Source organism: Pelomonas margarita (genome assembly GCF_043555875.1).
GTDB lineage: Bacteria > Pseudomonadota > Gammaproteobacteria > Burkholderiales > Burkholderiaceae_C > Pelomonas > Pelomonas margarita.
On record NZ_JBIGHW010000001.1, the window covers coordinates 602,495 to 620,038 of the forward strand.

A 17,544-nucleotide genomic window follows, 5' to 3' on the forward strand; every position below is an offset into this window, starting at 1 on the left:
GCACGCGTGTGCGGCCCGCACTGCGGGTTTCCGAGCGGTTACTCCCGTAGCATGCCGGCTCTTTCTGGCGAGCTCGTCGTGACCTTTGTGAACCCCGGCCTTGGGAGGCAGCCGTGACCGCCTCATCCGCTCGCCCCCGTCTCTATCCGCTGACCTGGCCGCTGCTGCTGGAGCTGTTGCTGGGCATCGGCATCGGCATCATCGGCACCATGCTGGCGGCGCGTCTGGGCGATGACGCCGGCGCGGCCTTCGGGCTGGCCAATCAGGTGTTCGCGGCGCTGTTCGTGCTGTTCCGCGTCATCGGCGCGGGCGTCAGCGTGGCCGTCACGCAGGCGCTGGGCGCCGGCCGGCGCGAGCATGCCGACGAGGTGGCCCGCGCCACGGTGGGCGCCAGCACCTGGCTGGGCGTGGGCGGCGCGCTGGTGGCGCTATTAGCGGCCGGGCCGCTGCTGGGGCTGGTAAACGCGCCGTCGGAAGTGGCGCCGCTGGCCGCCACGCTGCTGCAGGCGCTGGCCCCGGCGCTGCTGCTGGATGCGCTGAATGCCACGATGGCCAGCGTGATGCGTGCGCACCTGCGCAGTCGCGAGGCGCTGGTGGTGGTGGTGCTCATCCAGCTGGTGACGCTGGTGGTGGCCTTGCTGGCCATGCCTCACCTTGGCCTGCCGGGCTATGCGCTGGCCTGTCTGTGCGGGCGCGGCGCCGGGCTGGCACTGCACATCGTGCTGTGGCGGCAGCGCCTGGCGCTGCGCCTGCAGCCGCACGACTGGTGGCGGCTGGTGCGCGCGCCGCTGGCCACCGTGCTGCACATCGGCATCCCCGGGGCGGCCGAGAACATCTCCTGGCGGCTGGCCTTCATGACCAGCCTGGCCGCCGTCGCCCAGCTCGGCGCGCTGGCGCTGGCCACGCATGCGTACACGATGCAGTTCCTGCACGTGATCCTGATGTTCGGCCTGGCCATCGCGTTCGCGGTGGAGATCCTGGTGGGGCACATGATCGGTGCGGGCGAGCTGCACGCCGCGCACAAGCTGGTGCGCAAGTCACTTGGGCTGGGGGTGATGGTGGCGCTGGTCGTGTCGGGCGGCTTTGCGCTGGCTGGCCCGTGGCTGCTGCGCCAGTTCACGACCGACCCGCAGATCATCGCGCTGGGCTGCACGCTGCTGTGGTGGACGGTGCTGGTGGAGCCGGGCCGCGTGTTCAACATGGTGGTCATCAACGCGCTGCGGGCGGCCGGCGATGCGCGCTACCCGGTCTTGGCGGGGGCGGCGTCGATGGCGCTGGTGTTGGCCGGGGGCAGCTGGTTCCTGGGCGTGCACCTGGGCTGGGGCCTGGTTGGCGTGTGGATTGCTTATGCCGCTGACGAGTGGATTCGAGGCCTGCTGATGTGGCGCCGTTGGGCGACACTGGGGTGGCTGCCTCACGCCCGCGCTGCTCACCGCAAGCTGCGTCGCGCCAAGGCGGCATAGTCCGCACGGCCGATGCCCGGCTACGCCGCCCGATGGCGGAGCGGGGGCGGTGTTTTCCTGGTTAGTAGAAATTGAGGGATGTTTTCTACAATGCGCGCTTTTCGCCTTGCCCAAGCCCTGCCCATGACCTCTTTCCTGCCCCATGCACGGCCCCTGGCCGCCCTGACGCTGCTGGCCGCGTCGGCCATGGCCCAGGCCCAGCAGCCCGCGGTGATCTTCGACATGGGCGGCAAGTTCGACAAATCCTTCAACCAGGCCGGCTACCAGGGCGCCGAGCGCTGGAAGAAGGAAGCGGGCAAGAACTATCTCGAGTTCGAGATCAGCAACGACACCCAGCGCGTGCAGGCATTGCGCCGCATGGCCGAGCGTGGCGCCAGCCCCATCATCAGCATCGGTTTCGCCCAGGCGTCGGCGTTGAAGCAGGTGGCCAAGGACTTCCCCAAGACCCAGTTCGCCATCATCGACGCGCAGGTGGATCTGCCCAACGTGCAGTCGCTGCTGTTTAAGGAGCATGAGGGCAGCTACGTCGTGGGGGCAATGGCGGCCCTGGTCAGCAAGACCGGCAAGGTCGGTTTCGTCGGCGGCATGGACATCCCGCTGATCCGCAAGTTCCAGTGCGGCTACGAGCAGGGCGCCAAGAAGACCAATCCCAAGATCGAGGTCTTTTCCAACATGACCGGCACCACGTCGACGGCGTGGAACGACCCCACGCGCGGCAGCGAGCTGGCCAAGGCGCAGTTCGCCAAGGGTTCGGACATCGTCTTCGCCGCCGCCGGCGGCACGGGTGTGGGCGTCTACCAGGCGGCCAAGGACGCCGGCAAGCTCGCCATCGGCGTGGACAGCAACCAGAACCACCTGCAGCCCGGCACGATGCTGACCTCCATGGTCAAGCGCGTGGACGTGGCCGTCTACAACGTACTCAAGGGCTGGAAGCCCGGCGTGCAGGTGCTGGGCCTGAAGGAAGGCGGCGTGGATTACGCCGCCGACGAGCACAACGCCAAGCTGCTCACGCCCGCCTTGAAAGGCAAGGTCGATGCCGTGAAGGCCGACATCATCGCCGGCAAGGTGAAGGTGGCCGACTACATGGCGGACAACGCCTGCAAGTACTGAGCGGCAGCGTGGGCACGCCCGCAGTCCGCCTTCAGGGCATCTCCAAGCGCTTCGGCGCCGTGCAGGCCAACCGCGAGGTGACGTTCGACATCGCCGCGGGCAGCGTGCATGGCCTCGTCGGCGAGAACGGCGCCGGCAAGAGCACGTTGATGGCCATTCTTTATGGCTACTACCAGGCCGACGCTGGCAGCATCGAGATCGCCGGCCGCGCCGTACAGATCGCCAACTCGCAGCAGGCCATGGCGCTGGGCATCGGCATGGTCCACCAGCATTTCATGCTGGTGGACACGCTGAGCTGCCTGGAGAACATCATGCTGGGCGCCGAGGGGGGCTTCTTTCTCTCAGCGTCCAAGGCGCGGGTGCGCACCCGGCTGGAGGCGCTGATGGCCGAGACCGGCCTGCATGTGCAGCTGGATGCGCTGGTGGCCGACCTGCCCGTGGGCGAGCTGCAGCGGCTGGAGATCCTGAAGGCGCTGTACCGCGGCGCCAAGGTGCTGATCCTGGACGAGCCCACTGCCGTGCTGACGCCGCAGGAAACCGACCAGCTCTTCGTCACGCTGCGCAAGCTGCAGCAGCGCGGCACGACGCTGATCCTCATCACGCACAAGCTGCGCGAAGTGATGAGCTTGTGCAGCGCCGTGACGGTGATGCGTGCCGGGCAGGTGGTCGAGACGCGTCCCATCGCCGACTGGAGCGAAGAGGCGCTGGCCGAGAGCATGGTGGGCCGCAAGGTCACGCTGGGTCGCCCCGAGGGCCTGCAGCAGCGGGCTGGCGAGGTGCGCCTGCAGGCCAGCGGCCTGAGTCTGAAGCATGCCAATGGCGTGCCGGCGCTGCGCGAGGTGAGCCTCGCGCTGAAGGCCGGCGAGATCGTTGGCGTGGCCGGTGTGTCGGGCAATGGCCAGAGCGAATTGCTGGAGGTGCTGAGCGGCCTGCGCTCGCCCGAGGGCGGCCAGCTGGAACTTGGTGGCCGCCGCTTCACGCCCGAGGCTTGGCTGGACACCGCGCAGGCCCGCGCGCTGCGGCTTGCGCATGTGCCGGAGGACCGCCACGCCGTCGGCCTGGTGATGAGCTTCCCGGCCTGGGAGTCCGCGGTGCTGGGCTATCAAGGCCTGCCCAAGTACCGCCGTGGCCTGGCCATGAACCATGCCGCTATGCAAGCCGCCACCCGCGAGATGCAGGAGCGCTTCGACGTGCGCCCGCGCGACGAGCACCTGGGCTCCTCCAAGTTCTCCGGGGGCAACCAGCAGAAGCTCATCCTGGCGCGCGAGATCGGCGAGCAGCCGACCGTGCTGCTGGTGGGCCAGCCCACGCGCGGTGTGGACATCGGCGCCATTGAGTTCATCCACAACCAGCTGCGCGTACTGCGCGAGGCGGGTTGCGCGGTGCTGCTGGTCAGCAGCGAGCTGGACGAAATCCTGGCGCTGGCCGACCGTGTGGTCGTCATGAACGGCGGCCGCATCACCGGCGAACTCGCCATCGAGGACTGCGATGAAAAGCGTCTGGGCCTGCTGATGGCCGCACAAGAAGAACGAGCCGCTGCATGAGCCAGCCTATCCAATTGCCCCGCTGGATCGACATCGGCCTGCTGCCGCTGTGGAACCTCGCCGTCGCGCTGGCCGTGGCCGGCCTCGTCGTCATGGTCATCGGCCACAGTCCCTGGCAGGCGCTCACCGTGCTGCTGAACGGCGCGCTGGGCAGCGCCCGCGGCCTGGGCTATTCGCTGTACTACGCCACCACCTTCATCTTCACCGGCTTGGCGGTGGCGGTTGCCATCCATGCCGGCCTGTTCAACATTGGCGGTGAGGGCCAGGCCACGCTGGGCGGTGTGGGCGTGGCGCTGGTGGCGCTGTGGCTGGGTGCGTCGCTGCCGGCCGTCGTCATGCTGCCGCTGCTGGTGCTGGCGGCAGCGCTGTTTGGCATGCTGTGGGCGGCCGTGCCGGCATACCTGCAGGCCTGGCGGGGTAGCCATGTCGTCATCACGACCATCATGTTCAACTTCCTGGCGGCCGGGCTGAACGGCTACTTGCTCGTCAACTGGCTGCGGCCGGCCGGCAGCATGGCGGTTGAGTCTGCCGAGTTCGCCGAGGCCGCGCGCATGCCGGGGCTGCACCAGATTGCGGCGGCCTTCGGCGTGGAGATGCCGTCCTCGCCGCTGAACCTCAGCCTCGTGATCGCGCTGCTGGCCTGCGTGGCCGTCGGCTGGTTCCTGTGGAGAAGCGCGGCGGGCTACGCCGTGCGGGCCGTGGGCAGCGCGCCGCGCGCCGCGCACTACGCCGGCATCGCGCCGCGTGCGCAGGTCATGCTGGCCATGGCCATCTCCGGTGCACTGGCCGGCATGGTGGGCGTCAACGAGATCTCCGGCGTGCAGGGCAAGCTGACGCTGGACTTCGTCGCCGGCGCCGGCTTCACTGGCATCGCCGTGTCGCTGATGGGCCGCAATCACCCCGTGGGCATCGTGCTGGCGTCCCTGCTGTTCGGCGTTCTGTACCAGGGTGGTGTCGAGGTGAGCTTCGAGCTGCAGGGCTTCAGCCGCGAGATGGTGGTCACGGCACAAGGCCTGATCGTGCTGTTCTCGGGCGCGATGGCCACCGTGAGCGCGCCGCTGTTCGCGCGTGTCTACGTCGCCGTGAAGGGAGGCCGCTGATGGATGAAGTGCTGATCGCCTCGGTGCTGGCCTCCACGTTGCGCGTCAGTGCGCCGCTGCTGCTGTGCGCGATGGCGGGCGTGCTGTCCGAGCGGGCCGGCGTGGTCGACCTCGGGCTGGAAGGCAAGATGCTGTTCGCTGCGTTCGCGGCCGCGGCCACAGCGTCGGTGACGCAGTCGGCCGCGTTCGGGCTGCTGGCGGCCATGGTGGTGGCCTGTTCGGCTTCACTCGTGCATGGCTTTGCCTGCGTGTCCAACCGGGGCGACCAGGTCGTCTCTGGCGTGGCGCTCAACATGGTGGCGGCCGGGTTGACCGTGGTGCTGGGCATCGCCTGGTTCCAGCAGGGCGGCCAGACGCCGCCCATTACGCCCGACGTGCGCCTGACGGCGCTCGCGCCAACCTTTGCTGAGCCGCAGGCGGGCCACTGGATCGCATCGGTGCTGGGCCATGGCCTGCTGAGCCACAACGGGCTGGTCTATGTGGCCTTTCTGATGGTGCTGGCCGTGTGGTTCTTCCTGGAGCGCACGCGCCCGGGCCTGCGCCTGCGCGCCGTGGGCGAGAACCCGGCCATGGTGGAGGCTGCCGGCCTGTCCGTGCAGGGTCTGCGCTACCAGGCGCTGCTGATGAACGGCGTGCTGTGCGGCCTGGCCGGTGCCTACCTGACGCTGGCCCAGAACGCGTCCTTCTCGCCCAACATGACCGCCGGCCGCGGCTTCATCGCGCTGGCCGCGATGATCTTCGGCAAGTGGAAGCCGCTGCCGACGATGGGCGCCTGCCTGCTGTTCGGCTTCCTGGACGCGGTGGCGATTCGCCTGCAGGGTGTGCAGCTGCCAGGCATCGGCGAGGTGCCGGTGCAGCTGATTCAGGCGCTGCCCTACCTCCTGACCGTCGTGCTGCTGGCCGGCTTCATCGGCTCCGCGATTGCGCCCAAGGCGCTGGGCCGGCCCTACGTGAAGGAACGCTGATGGACCTGTCCCAGGATCTGCTGGACCGCCTGCTAGCCGAGTCGCTGCGTGCGCGCAGCTTCGCGCATGCCCCGTATTCCAGGTACCAGGTCGGCGTCGCGCTGCTCGACGAGCAGGGCCGCATCCACATCGGTGCCAATGTGGAGAACGCGTCCTACCCGCAGGGCTGGTGCGCCGAACCCTCGGCGCTGACGGCCATGCTTATGGCCGGTGGCAAGCGCGCCGTGGCGGCGCTGGTGACGGGGCCCGGCCCGGACATCATCACGCCCTGCGGCGGCTGCCGCCAGAAGCTCCGGGAGTTCTGCGAGCCCGACGAGCTGATCATCATCGCCGGCGATCCTGGCGGCATCCGCCAACGCTGGACCCTGGCCGAACTGCTGCCCCACAGCTTCGGGCCATCCCATCTGAATTTCTGAGGTTCCCCATGATCGACAACAAGACCCTCGACGTCGCCATCAGCGCGAGCGTCGACAAGCTGCAATCCCTGTTCGGCAGCGCGCCGGAAGTTGCCGTGGTGCTGGGTTCCGGCTGGGCCGGCGCCGTCAGCCATGTGCAGGACGGCAAGAATCTGCCCTACACCGAGCTGCCCGCCTTCCCGCAGCCCAAGGTGGAAGGCCATGTCAACGAGATCGTTGTCGGCCAGATTGGCGAGCAGCGCGTCATCTTCCTGCGCGGCCGCGCCCACACCTACGAGAGCGGCGAGTGCACCGGCATGGCCGGCGCGCTGCGCACGCTGAAGCGCTGGGGCGTGAAGCTGCTGGTGCAGACCAATGCCTCCGGCTCGCTGCGCGGCCACATGCCGCCCGGCAGCCTGATGTTGATCGCCGACCACATCAACGCGCCGCAGCGCAGCCCGCTCGTCGGCGAGCAGGGCAGTCACCGCTTCGTCGACATGGTCAACGCCTATGACGGCGCTCTGCGCAAGCACGCGCTCGAACTGGCCAAGCGCGAGAACCTGATGCTGGGCGAGGGTACCTATTGCTGGGCGCTAGGCCCGCAGTTTGAGACGCCGGCCGAGATCCGCATGTTTGCCGCCTGGGGCGCCGATGCCGTGGGAATGAGCACCGTGCCCGAGACCATCCTGGCCCGCCATGCCGGCCTGAAGGTGATGGGCATCGCGCTGATGACCAACATGGCCGCCGGCCTGTCCGCCGAGGCGCTGACGCACGACCTGACCCTGAAGCAGGCGCAGATGTCCGGCGAGCGTGCGTCGGCCTTCCTGGCCGCGCTGGTGGCCAGCCTGAAGGACGTGGCGCTGTGAGCCAGGACCTGAAGGCGGCGGCCCGCACGGCGCTGGCCTGCCTGGACCTCACCAGCCTGAACGACGGCGACACCGTCGCGGACATCGACGCTCTGTGCCGCCGCGCGCAGACAGCGCACGGCCCCGTGGCCGCCGTCTGCGTGTGGCCGCGCTTCGTGGCGCAGGCGCGTGCGGCGCTGCCGGCTGCCGTCAAGGTGGCTGCTGTGGCCAACTTCCCCGATGGCGCGCTGGATGTGCCGCGCGCCCTTGCCGACGTGGCCGCCATCGCGCAGGCCGGCGGTGACGAGGTCGACGTCGTGCTGCCTTGGCGCGCCCTGCAGGCCGGGCAGTCCACCGAGGTTGCCGAGTTCCTGTCCGAGGTGCGCTTCGCCAGCCGGCCGCTGACGCTGAAGGTCATCATCGAATCCGGCGAGCTGGCCACGCCCGAGCGCATCGCTCAGGCCACGCGCCTGGCGCTGGCGGCCGGGGCTGATTTCGTCAAGACCAGCACCGGCAAGACCGCTACCGGCGCCACGCCGGCCGCGGCCGCTGTGATGCTGAAGGAAATCCAGGCCAGCGGCCTGCCGTCGGCCGGCTTCAAGGCCTCGGGCGGCGTGCGCTCGGTGGCCGACGCCGCCGGCTACATCGCCCAGACCGAAGCCGCGCTCGGCGCTGCTGCGCTGAACCCGCAGCGCCTGCGTTTCGGCGCCAGCGGCCTGCTGACCGACATCGAGGCCGTGCTTGTTGGCGCGGCCTCCACCGCCACCCAGGCGGCTTACTGAACTCCTCCCATGCTTGCCCAAGAAATCATCCGCACCAAGCGCGACGGCCAGGCGCTGAACGAAGCGCAAATCAACCATTTCGTCCGCGGCCTCGTCGACAACTCCTGGAGCGAAGGCCAGGTCGCCGCGCTCGGCATGGCTGTGTTCCTCAAGGGCATGGGCCGAGACGAAGCCGTGCTGCTGACGCGCGCGATGATGAATTCTGGCCGCGTCATGCTGTGGCCCGACATGCCCGGCCCGGTGCTGGACAAGCACAGCAGTGGCGGCGTGGGCGACAAGGTGAGCCTGATGCTGGCGCCCATGGTGGCGGCCTGCGGCGGCTATGTGCCCATGATTGCCGGGCGTGGTCTGGGCCACACCGGCGGCACGGTGGACAAGCTAGAAGCCATCCCTGGCTACACGACCACGCCCGATCCGGCGCGCTTCGACCAGCTCGTGCGCTCGCTGGGCTGCGCCATCATCGGCCAGACGGCTGACCTGGCGCCTGCCGACAAGCGCTTCTACGCCACGCGTGACGTGACAGCCACTGTCGAGAGCGTGCCGCTGATCACGGCGTCCATCCTGTCCAAGAAGCTGGCCGCCGGCCTGGAATGCCTGGCGATGGACATCAAGTGCGGCAACGGCGCGTTCGCGTCCACACCCGCCTTCGCGCAGGAGCTGGCCGAGAGCATCGTGGCGGTGGCCGGCGGTGCGGGCCTGAAGACGCGCGCGCTGATCACCGACATGAACCAGATCCTGGGTACCGATGTCGGCAACGCGCTGGAGGTGCTGGAGACCATCCGCTACTTGACCGGCGAGTACCGCGAGCCGCGTCTGCACGAGGTGACGCTGGCGCTGTGTGCCGAGATGCTGGTGCTGGGCAAGCTGGCCCCGGACACGGCGGCCGCGCGCGTGAAGCTGCAGGCCGCGCTGGACTCCGGCGCCGCTGCCGAGAAGTTCGCTCAGATGGTCGTGGCCCTGGGCGGTCCGGCCGACCTGATGGAACGCCCGTCGGCCTACCTGGCCGCTGCGCCGGTGGTGAAGGCCGTGAAGGCGCCGCGCGCCGGGGTCATCACCACCATGGCCACGCGCGACCTGGGCGTGACCATCGTCGAGCTGGGCGGCGGCCGCCGCCAGGCGGGTGATGCCATCGATATGCGCGTCGGCTTCTCGGCCGTTCAGCCCATCGGTACGCGCGTCGCGGCCGGCGAGCCGCTGGCGCTGATCCATGCAGCCGACGAGGCCGCGGCCGACCGCGCGATCGCGTCCTACCTGGCTGCCGTGGCGCTTGGCGATGCCGATGTGGCCGCCGCACCCATGGTCATGGCGACAATCGGCTGATGGACGAACAGAACAGCAACCCACCGCAGGATCCGCAGCACCGCCCGATCAAGAGCTTCGTCACGCGGCCCGGCCGCATGGGCACGGGTCAGATCAAGGCGCTGGCCGAACTCGGCCCGAAGTTCGTGCTGCCCTACAAGGTCGAGCGGCTTGACACCGCCGCCACCTTCGGCCGCAGCGCGCCGCTGGTGCTGGAGATCGGCTTCGGCATGGGCGCCGCCACTGCCGACATCGCGCAGACGCTGCCCGAACATGACTTCATCGGCTGCGAGGTCCACGAGCCCGGCGTCGGTGCTTTGCTCAAGCTGATTGGCGAGCGCGACATCGGCAACATCCGCATCGTCCAGCACGACGCGGTGGAGGTGCTGCGCGACATGATTGGCGAAGCCGCGCTGGACGGCGTGCACATCTTCTTCCCCGATCCCTGGCACAAGAAGCGCCACAACAAGCGCCGCCTGATCCAGGCGCCGTTCGTGGCCAATCTGGTGAAGCACATCAAGCCTGGCGGCTACCTGCATTGCGCCACTGACTGGCAGCCCTACGCCGAGCAGATGCTGGAGGTGCTGTCCGCCGAGCTCGCCTTGGCCAACACGGCGCCAGGCTATGCCGACAAGCCCGCCTACCGGCCGCTGACCAAGTTCGAGAACCGCGGCATCAAGCTCGGGCATGGCGTGTGGGACCTGGTGTTCAGGAAGAAGTGATGACGAGTCCCCTGCACGGCAAACACATCCTGCTCGCAATGACCGGTGGCATCGCCGGCTACAAGGTCGCCGAGCTGACGCGCCTGTTCGTGAAGGGCGGCGCGACCGTGCAGGTCATGATGACCGAGGGCGCTGAAGCCTTCATCACGGCGGTGACGATGCAGGCACTGTCCGGCCGCCCCGTTTACACCTCGCAGTGGGACGCGCGGCCCGACAACAACATGGCCCACATCCAGCTCAGCCGCGAGGCCGACATGATGCTGGTGGCGCCCGCCAGCGCCGATGCCATCGCCGCGTTGGCACAGGGCAGGGCGGACGACCTCATCAGCCTGACGGCGCTGGCCCGCCGCATCCATGAATGTCCGCTGCTCGTCGTGCCGGCCATGAACCGCGAAATGTGGGCCCACCCGGCCACGCAGCGCAACGTGGCGCAGATCACCGATGACGGCGCCACCGTCATCGGCCCGGCCAATGGCGACCAGGCCTGCGGCGAGATCGGTGACGGCCGCATGCTGGAGGCTCAGGAGATCTTCGATGATGTCGAGGCCTTCCTCGCGCCGAAATACCTGCGCGGCAAAAAGCTGCTCATCACTGCCGGCCCGACCTTTGAGCCCATCGATCCGGTTCGCGGTATCACCAACCACAGCAGCGGCAAGATGGGCTTTGCCATCGCGCGCGCTGCAGCTGAGGCCGGTGCCGAGGTCACGCTGGTGAGCGGTCCTGTGCACCTGCCGACGCCGCGCGGCGTGCAGCGCATCAACGTGCAGTCGGCGCAGCAGATGTTTGACGCCGTGCTGCCTCTGGCTGCACAGCAGCACGCCTTCATCGCGAGCGCGGCGGTGGCCGACTGGCGCCCGGCGCTGACGCACGAGCACAAGATGAAGAAGACCGAGGGTGGCGCGACGGCGCCCACCATCGCGATGACCGAGAACCCGGACATCCTGGCCGCCGTCGCCAGACTGCCCCAGGCGCCTTACTGCGTCGGCTTTGCCGCCGAGAGCGAGAAGCTGGCCGAGCATGCCGACGCCAAGCGCCGCCGCAAGGGCATCCCGCTCATCGTGGCCAATCTCGGCCCCGCCACCTTCGGCCGCGATGACAACGCGCTGCTGCTCATCGACGAGCAGGGCCAGCGCGAGCTGCCGCGCAACGACAAGCTCAGCCTCGCCCGCGAGCTGATCACCGAACTCTCCCAAAGACTCTGATGCACGCGATTGACCTGCAAGTGCTCGACGCCCGCATGGCCGAGCAGATTCCCGCTTACGCTACGCCTGGCAGCGCCGGCCTGGACCTGCGCGCCTGCCTGGATGCCGCCATCACGCTGGCCCCGGGCCAGACGACGTTGATCCCCACGGGCCTGGCCATCCACATCGCCGATCCGGGCTTGGCCGCCATCATCCTGCCGCGCTCGGGTTTGGGCCACAAACACGGCATCGTGCTGGGCAACCTCGTCGGCCTGATCGACAGCGACTACCAGGGCCAACTGATGGTGAGCTGCTGGAACCGCGGACAGACCGAATTCACCATCCAGCCTTTCGAGCGCATCGCTCAGTTGGTCATTGTGCCGGTGGTGCAGGCGGCCTTTCGGCGTGTCGACAGCTTCGACGCCACGGCCCGGGGCGCCGGCGGCTTCGGTTCTACCGGCAAGGCCTGACGACAAAAAAGGGCGCCTTCAGGCGCCCTTGCTGCTTCTGGCTGGTGTCGAGCCTCAGTGCAGCGGTTCTTCCGGCGGCGCACTGGTCTGCACCATGAAGATGGGTTCGCCGACGGAGCCGGCCGTCACTTCCTGTTCTGTGGCCTCGCGCACGTCCAGCAGCGCCAGGTGCATGCGCAGGCCGATGCCTGCTAGCGGGTGGTTGCCGTCCAGCACGACATGCTCGGGGTAGACCTCGGTCACCGTGTAGATGGCCTCGGGCATGCCTTCCGTCGCGGCGCCGTCGGGCAGGCCTTCGAACTGCATGCCGGGCTGCACATCCTCGGGGAACAGGCCACGCGCCTCAAAGCACACGAGCTCGGAGTCATAGTCGCCGAAGGCTTCCTCGGGCTGCAGCGCGAGGTCGGTCTCAAAGCCGGCCTGCTGGCCTTCGAGGGCCGTCTCCACCTTGGCGAAGAGGTCGTCACCTCCCACCAGGAACTCCATCGGTTCGGCCAGCTCGTCGATGAGCTGGCCCTGGGCATCTTCGAGTCTCCAACGCAGGGAGACAACACAGGGGCGGGTCACTTGCATAAGGTCAATTTTCCCACAGCCCCTCTCGGCACAATGTCCGCATGCAGATCGATCTCCCCACCCCCATGCTCGCCGGCCTGAGCCCGGCCCAGTTCATGCGCAAGCATTGGCAGAAGAAGCCGTTGCTGGTGCGACAGGCCTTCGCCGACGCCCGCCCTCTGGCGGCCCTTAAGGACCTGGCCGCACTGGCGGCACGCGACGATGTCGAGTCCCGGCTCGTCACGGCCTTTGACGGCGACTGGAAGCTCAAGCACGGCCCCATCGCGCGGCTGCCGGCCATGAGCAAACCCGGCTGGACACTGCTCGTGCAGGGGCTGGATCAGCATCTGGACGCGGCGCGTGCGCTGCTGGAACAGTTCCGCTTCGCGCCGGATGCGAGGCTGGACGATCTGATGGTGTCTGTCGCCAGCGATGGCGGCGGCGTTGGGCCTCACTTCGACTCCTACGACGTGTTCCTTATCCAGCTTGCAGGCCGGCGCCGATGGCGCATCGCGGCGCAGAAGGACGCCGTGCTGCGCGACGACGTGCCGCTGAAGATCATCGCCAACTTCGCGCCGGAGCAGGACTTCGTGCTGGAGCCCGGTGACATGCTCTACCTGCCGCCGGGCTGGGCCCACGATGGCGTGGCGGTGGGCCCGGGCTGCATGACCGGGTCCGTGGGCTTTCGCGCTTCGACGGCCGAGGGGCTGGCGGCCGAACTGCTGCCCCGGCTGCTGGATGACATCGACGGCGCCGGCAAGCTCTATGCCGACCCGCGCCAGGAGGCCACCACCGAACCCGCTCGCGTGCCCACGGCCCTGCTGGACTTCGCTCGCCGCGCGGCGGAGCTGGCGCTGAACAAACCGCTGGCGCTGGAGCGCGCGCTTGGCGAGGCGCTCACGGAGCCCAAGGCAAATGTCTGGTTCGAGCCGGGCGATGTGCTGCCGCCGGGGCTGGGCGCAGTGCTGGACCGCCGCAGCCGCATGCTCTATGACACCAGCCAGGTGTTCATCAACGGCGAGAGCTTTCGGGCTGGTGGGCGAGACGCCGCACTCATGCGGCGTCTCGCGGATGTGCGCCAGCTGACGGCGGCTGAAGTCCAGCGCCTGTCGCCCGAGGCGAGGGAACTGCTGGATCAGTGGACGGAGGACGGCTGGGTTCAGCCGCTGCCGGCGTGACGCCGCAGACGTTCACCGGTCGGGCGGCCTTCAGCCAGCTGAGCGCCGAGGGGCTGGTCTGGGCGGCCGGCCAGGGCTGCCAGGCGCTGCATGCCTGGGATGCCAGCTTTGTCGACTGGCCGTGGTCGGACGCGAACGTGCTGGCCGCGCTGACAGCCTGGGCACGGCAAGGGCGGCAACTGCACCTGCTGGCCTGGCAGTACGACGACATCGTGCGCCAGCATCCGCGGTTCGTGCGTTGGCGGCGGGACTTCGCACACTGCGTGACCGCGCGCATGGTGGAGCCCGACTTGAAGCTGGAAGGCGCGCCGGAGAGTCTGCTGCTGGCAGCGTCGCCCGATGCCGCGTTCAGCCTGCGCCTGCTTGACCGGCACCTATGGCGTGGTGAGCTGAGTCTGGAGGTCGGCCAGCGCCGCCGCTGGCTGGACTGGTTTGATGCCGCCGCACAACGTTCCTGCGAATCATTTGCGCCAACAACTTTGGGGTTATGAAAGCTTGGTGCAAGGAGCCCCTATAATCGCGGGCTAGGCGAGGGAAGCGCTCGAGGTTTTCCGCGTCTTGTTCTGCGGGGTCGGCAGTTGGTGATGAAACACTGACGCACGGCCCCAAAATTATGGTGTGCACCGTCGTTTAAACGTTTGAGGACAAGTAATGAATAAGTCGATCCTGCTGGCTTCCCTGGTTGCCGTTGCTGCCCTGACCGCTTGCAGCAAGAAGGCTGAAGAGCCGAAGGTTGAAGCCCCCGCCGTGACCGCCCCGGCTCCCGCCGCCTCGGAAGCCGCTTCGGCTGCCGCCAGCGCCGTCGATGCTGGCGCTTCGGCTGCTGCCGACGCTGCTGCGTCCGCCGCTTCGAAGTAATCACTTCGTCCGCTCGGAAAGAGCCGTCGCTGCGCAAGCAGCGACGGCTCTTTTCTTTTCTGGCTGGCGATGTGGCGCCAGTCCGGTAGTTACTGGCTGAATTACAAAACTTTGCGCCCCTCGTCAGCCGAGGGCGACCCAATCGAATCCCAGTGCTGGGTCGGCGATCCGCACCTCGTCCTGCCTGCAGTCCAGTGCGGCTGCCAGGACCTGGCGCACAAGTGCGGGCGCGTTGTTCTTCTCGCTGAGGTGCGCGGCGACGACGGCGCCGAGTGCAGGGTGCCGGCAGCGGGCCAGCAACTCGGCGGCGGCGCTGTTCGACAGGTGGCCGTGGGTACCCAGGATGCGCCGCTGCAGTGAGGCCGGGTAGGGGCCCGCGCGAAGCAGGGCTTCGTCGTGATTGCACTCCAGCAGCAGCGCGTGGCAGCCGGCCAGTTGTTTCACGACGCTGTCAGGTGCGCAGCCGAGGTCGGTCACGATGCCCAGCCGCTGGGCCCCGTCGCTCAGGCACAGTTGCAGCGGCTCCTGCGCGTCGTGCGGCACGGTGAAGGGCTGCAGTTGCAGGTCGCCGAGCACGATGGCTTCGTCGTGCCGCGCCAGGCAGAGCAGGCTAGCGTCGAAATCGTCACAGCCGATGGCGCGCCAGGTGCCGCGGCTGGTGATCAGCGGGATGCGGTGCCGGCGCGCGAACGCCACCGAGCGGCCGACATGGTCGCCATGCTCGTGCGTGATGAAGATGGCGTCGATGTCGGCGGCTGTGCAGCCCGCCAGTCCCAGGCGGCGCGTCAGCTCACGCTCGCTAAAGCCCGCGTCGACGAGGATGCGGGTGGTCGTGATGCCCTGGCTGGCCTCGACCAGCGTCGAGTTGCCGCCGCTGCCGCTGCCTAGGTTGCGAAACCGCATGGCAGCCGTTCTGCCGAGGTGACCTTACTTGAGGTCGTCCATCAGCAGCGACAGGATGCGCTTGGCGTTGTCGTCGGTGATGGGCTGGCTGCGCTCGTCGAGCATGCGCACCGTGCTCTTCACGCCGTCGGCCTTGACCGACACGCGGTAGCGTGTGGGCGTGAGGGCCTTGGCACCGAACAGGCGCTGGAAGAAGTTGGGTTCGTCCTGGCCAGCCTTCTCGGGGTCGGCATAGCGCAGGTAGAACAGGCCGGCGGCGCGGTCGCGGTCTTCGATGGTGAAGCCGTGACGGTCCAGCGACAGGCCGACGCGGCGCCAGGCGCGATCGAAGCCGTCGTTGACGGTCAGGCTATCCGGCACTTCGGACAGCGGGCGGCGCGGGCGCATCGCATCACCGGCGGTGGGCGGCGCGGTCGGCGCCGCCGGGGTTGCCGCGACGACGGCCTTGGCGGCGGCTTCCTGGCCGCCAAGCTTGAGCATCAGGCGCGACAGCATCTCGGCTTCCAGCGAGGGGTCGCTGGCGCGCGGCTGCCATGCCGTGTTGTCTCGCGAGGAGTTGGTGTAGACCTCCTGCATGCCGCGGTGGCTGATGAAGATGTCCGTGCCGTTGGCACCACGCTCTACGCGGGTGCGGTACATGTCGCGCTCGCCGGTGGAGTACAGGCCTTCGAAGACCTTGCCGATGGTGGCGCGGATGAAGTCCTGCGGGAGCTTGGCGCGGTTTTCGGCCCAGTTGGTCTCCATGACACCGACTTCCGGCTGTTCCTTGGTGAGCTCCAGGCCGCGCTCCTGCCAGAAGGCGCGCAGCTGCGGCCAGATCTGTTCCGGCGTGGCTGTGGTGTGCAGCCAGCGCTCGGTGCCGCTGCGCTCCAGGCGGATGTCGCCGGCGCTGTTGGGTGCCACGCTGTTGGCGGCCATGGGCGTGCCTGCGACCACTGCGGCGGCGGGGCGGTTGGCGGTCAGCGCCGAGGCGGTGATGGAGCCGCCCTGCACCTGGGCGCGGCTGTCCTTGGCGAGCTGGGTCAGGTCCGGCGGAACGTCCAGGCCCTGGGTCTGGCGGGCGGAGGTCTTGTAGTCGACCTTGTCCGACGAGAACATGCTGTCGATGGTGCTGCAGCCGGCGAGCGACAGGACGAGGGCCGTGCAGGCCAGACGGGTCGCCGTGGGGCGATGCGAGCAAATCGAGGAAAGGGACGTCACGCTGGAGATCTCCGAGGGAACTGGTTGCCCGCGTCTGGCGGGCAGCGGCGCATTAGACCAGAGGCGTCAGAGCAATCCGGCTTCGACCATGGCCTGACCGACGACGGCCTGGCCAGCCGCGGTCAGCGGCGTGATGGGCAGGCGCAGCGTGTCGCCGCAGCGGCCCAGGCGGGACAGGGCCCACTTGGCCGGGCCGGGGCTGGGTTCGCAGAACAGCTGCTTGTGCAGGCCCAGTAGCTGCAGGTGGATCTTGCGCGCCTCGATGGCATTGCCGGCGATGGCCAAGCGGCACATCTCGGCCATCTGGGCGGGCGCGACGTTGGCTGTCACGCTGACGTTGCCATGGCCGCCCAGCAGCATCAGTGCCACAGCGGTGCCGTCGTCGCCCGAGTACACGTGAAAGCCCTCGGGCGCGTGCTTGATGAGGAAGGCGGCGCGCTCGATGTTGCCAGTGGCTTCCTTGGTGCCGAACACGCCGGGCAGTTCGGCGCAGCGCAGCGTGGTCTCGGGCAGCATGTCCGCGACGGTGCGGCCGGGCACGTTGTAGAGCATCATGGGGATGTCCACCGCCTCGGCGATCGCCTTGAAGTGCTGGTAGATGCCTTCCTGGGACGGCTTGTTGTAGTACGGCACGACGGACAGAGTGCAGTCCGCGCCGACTTCCTTGGCGTAGCGGCTCAGTTCAATGGCCTCGGCGGTGGAATTCGCGCCGGTGCCGGCCAGGATGGGGATGCGGCCCTTGGCGTGCTCGACCGCGACACGGATGATTTCGCGGTTCTCCTCCATGCTGACCGTCGGCGACTCGCCGGTGGTGCCGACGACGCCGACGCAGGCAGTGCCGGACTCGACATGCCAGTCGATCAGGCGGCGCAGGGCGGGGTAGTCGATGCTGCCGTCCTCGTTCATGGGCGTGACGAGGGCGACGATGCTGCCGAGGATGGGCTTCATGGTGGAAATGTCTTGAGGAATTCGGGCGA

Annotated in this window: 19 protein-coding genes; 15 read left to right on the plus strand and 4 right to left on the minus strand. The window is 68.5% G+C overall.

All coding sequences use genetic code 11. The features are described from left to right. Window positions 1–113 precede the first annotated feature (113 nt). The 12 genes from ACG0Z3_RS02630 to dut all read left to right on the plus strand — a co-directional run bounded on the left by ACG0Z3_RS02630 (window position 114) and on the right by dut (window position 11,876). Window positions 114–1,463: an MATE family efflux transporter gene (locus tag ACG0Z3_RS02630; RefSeq protein WP_394395014.1), complete on the plus strand. Its 1,350-nt coding sequence runs from the start codon at window positions 114–116 to the stop codon at window positions 1,461–1,463. Between the two features lie 123 nt (window positions 1,464–1,586). Further along, window positions 1,587–2,573, plus strand: a complete 987-nt coding sequence (locus tag ACG0Z3_RS02635) for a BMP family lipoprotein (protein WP_394395015.1) — start codon at window positions 1,587–1,589, stop codon at window positions 2,571–2,573. 8 nt (window positions 2,574–2,581) lie between these two features. Continuing rightward, window positions 2,582–4,117, plus strand: coding sequence for an ABC transporter ATP-binding protein (locus tag ACG0Z3_RS02640; RefSeq protein WP_394395016.1), 1,536 nt, complete (start codon window positions 2,582–2,584; stop codon window positions 4,115–4,117). Next, window positions 4,114–5,217 carry an ABC transporter permease gene (locus ACG0Z3_RS02645; protein WP_394395018.1) on the plus strand — a complete coding sequence of 368 codons (1,104 nt, stop codon included), beginning with the start codon at window positions 4,114–4,116 and terminating at the stop codon, window positions 5,215–5,217. The genes ACG0Z3_RS02640 and ACG0Z3_RS02645 overlap by 4 nt, the downstream gene beginning before the upstream one ends. Further along, on the plus strand, window positions 5,217–6,182 hold the full coding sequence (locus ACG0Z3_RS02650; RefSeq protein ID WP_394395021.1) for an ABC transporter permease: 966 nt from the start codon (window positions 5,217–5,219) through the stop codon (window positions 6,180–6,182). Before ACG0Z3_RS02645 ends, ACG0Z3_RS02650 begins: the two co-directional genes overlap by 1 nt. Then, window positions 6,182–6,598 (plus strand): cytidine deaminase, encoded by a 417-nt coding sequence (gene cdd, locus ACG0Z3_RS02655; protein ID WP_394395022.1) that lies wholly within the window; start codon window positions 6,182–6,184, stop codon window positions 6,596–6,598. The genes ACG0Z3_RS02650 and cdd overlap by 1 nt, the downstream gene beginning before the upstream one ends. A gap of 8 nt (window positions 6,599–6,606) precedes the next feature. Further along, entirely contained in the window at window positions 6,607–7,443 is an 837-nt protein-coding gene (locus ACG0Z3_RS02660) for a purine-nucleoside phosphorylase (protein WP_394395025.1), read from the plus strand. Continuing rightward, entirely contained in the window at window positions 7,440–8,204 is a 765-nt protein-coding gene (gene deoC / locus ACG0Z3_RS02665; RefSeq protein ID WP_394395026.1) for a deoxyribose-phosphate aldolase, read from the plus strand. The genes ACG0Z3_RS02660 and deoC overlap by 4 nt, the downstream gene beginning before the upstream one ends. A gap of 9 nt (window positions 8,205–8,213) precedes the next feature. Continuing rightward, on the plus strand, window positions 8,214–9,524 hold the full coding sequence (gene deoA / locus ACG0Z3_RS02670; RefSeq protein ID WP_394395028.1) for a thymidine phosphorylase: 1,311 nt from the start codon (window positions 8,214–8,216) through the stop codon (window positions 9,522–9,524). Next, the gene (gene trmB, locus ACG0Z3_RS02675; RefSeq protein WP_394395030.1) at window positions 9,524–10,225 is read left to right on the plus strand and encodes a tRNA (guanosine(46)-N7)-methyltransferase TrmB; all 702 of its coding nucleotides are present in this window, start codon (window positions 9,524–9,526) and stop codon (window positions 10,223–10,225) included. The genes deoA and trmB overlap by 1 nt, the downstream gene beginning before the upstream one ends. After that, window positions 10,225–11,427, plus strand: a complete 1,203-nt coding sequence (gene coaBC, locus ACG0Z3_RS02680; RefSeq protein ID WP_394395032.1) for a bifunctional phosphopantothenoylcysteine decarboxylase/phosphopantothenate--cysteine ligase CoaBC — start codon at window positions 10,225–10,227, stop codon at window positions 11,425–11,427. The genes trmB and coaBC overlap by 1 nt, the downstream gene beginning before the upstream one ends. Beyond that, window positions 11,427–11,876, plus strand: coding sequence for a dUTP diphosphatase (gene dut / locus ACG0Z3_RS02685; RefSeq protein ID WP_394395034.1), 450 nt, complete (start codon window positions 11,427–11,429; stop codon window positions 11,874–11,876). Before coaBC ends, dut begins: the two co-directional genes overlap by 1 nt. Before the next feature lie 54 nt (window positions 11,877–11,930). Here the strand turns inward: dut and ACG0Z3_RS02690 are convergent, their stop codons facing one another. Next, complete coding sequence (locus ACG0Z3_RS02690) at window positions 11,931–12,449, minus strand: FKBP-type peptidyl-prolyl cis-trans isomerase (RefSeq protein WP_394395037.1); 519 nt, start codon at window positions 12,447–12,449, stop codon at window positions 11,931–11,933. 41 nt (window positions 12,450–12,490) lie between these two features. Between ACG0Z3_RS02690 and ACG0Z3_RS02695 the strand changes: the two genes are divergently transcribed. The 3 genes from ACG0Z3_RS02695 to ACG0Z3_RS02705 all read left to right on the plus strand — a co-directional run bounded on the left by ACG0Z3_RS02695 (window position 12,491) and on the right by ACG0Z3_RS02705 (window position 14,464). Beyond that, window positions 12,491–13,606, plus strand: coding sequence for a JmjC domain-containing protein (locus ACG0Z3_RS02695; RefSeq protein WP_394395039.1), 1,116 nt, complete (start codon window positions 12,491–12,493; stop codon window positions 13,604–13,606). Beyond that, window positions 13,603–14,097, plus strand: a complete 495-nt coding sequence (locus ACG0Z3_RS02700) for a hypothetical protein (protein WP_394395042.1) — start codon at window positions 13,603–13,605, stop codon at window positions 14,095–14,097. The genes ACG0Z3_RS02695 and ACG0Z3_RS02700 overlap by 4 nt, the downstream gene beginning before the upstream one ends. Window positions 14,098–14,257: 160 nt before the next feature. Continuing rightward, window positions 14,258–14,464 (plus strand): hypothetical protein, encoded by a 207-nt coding sequence (locus ACG0Z3_RS02705; RefSeq protein WP_394395044.1) that lies wholly within the window; start codon window positions 14,258–14,260, stop codon window positions 14,462–14,464. 123 nt (window positions 14,465–14,587) lie between these two features. On the opposite strand, the gene ACG0Z3_RS02710 is transcribed toward ACG0Z3_RS02705, so the two are convergent. The 3 genes from ACG0Z3_RS02710 to dapA all read right to left on the minus strand — a co-directional run bounded on the left by ACG0Z3_RS02710 (window position 14,588) and on the right by dapA (window position 17,515). Continuing rightward, window positions 14,588–15,367 carry an MBL fold metallo-hydrolase gene (locus ACG0Z3_RS02710; RefSeq protein ID WP_394395047.1) on the minus strand — a complete coding sequence of 260 codons (780 nt, stop codon included), beginning with the start codon at window positions 15,365–15,367 and terminating at the stop codon, window positions 14,588–14,590. A 24-nt stretch (window positions 15,368–15,391) separates the two neighbouring features. Then, window positions 15,392–16,567 carry an outer membrane protein assembly factor BamC gene (bamC, locus tag ACG0Z3_RS02715; RefSeq protein WP_394395049.1) on the minus strand — a complete coding sequence of 392 codons (1,176 nt, stop codon included), beginning with the start codon at window positions 16,565–16,567 and terminating at the stop codon, window positions 15,392–15,394. 66 nt (window positions 16,568–16,633) lie between these two features. After that, complete coding sequence (gene dapA / locus ACG0Z3_RS02720) at window positions 16,634–17,515, minus strand: 4-hydroxy-tetrahydrodipicolinate synthase (RefSeq protein WP_394395051.1); 882 nt, start codon at window positions 17,513–17,515, stop codon at window positions 16,634–16,636. Window positions 17,516–17,544 lie beyond the last annotated feature (29 nt).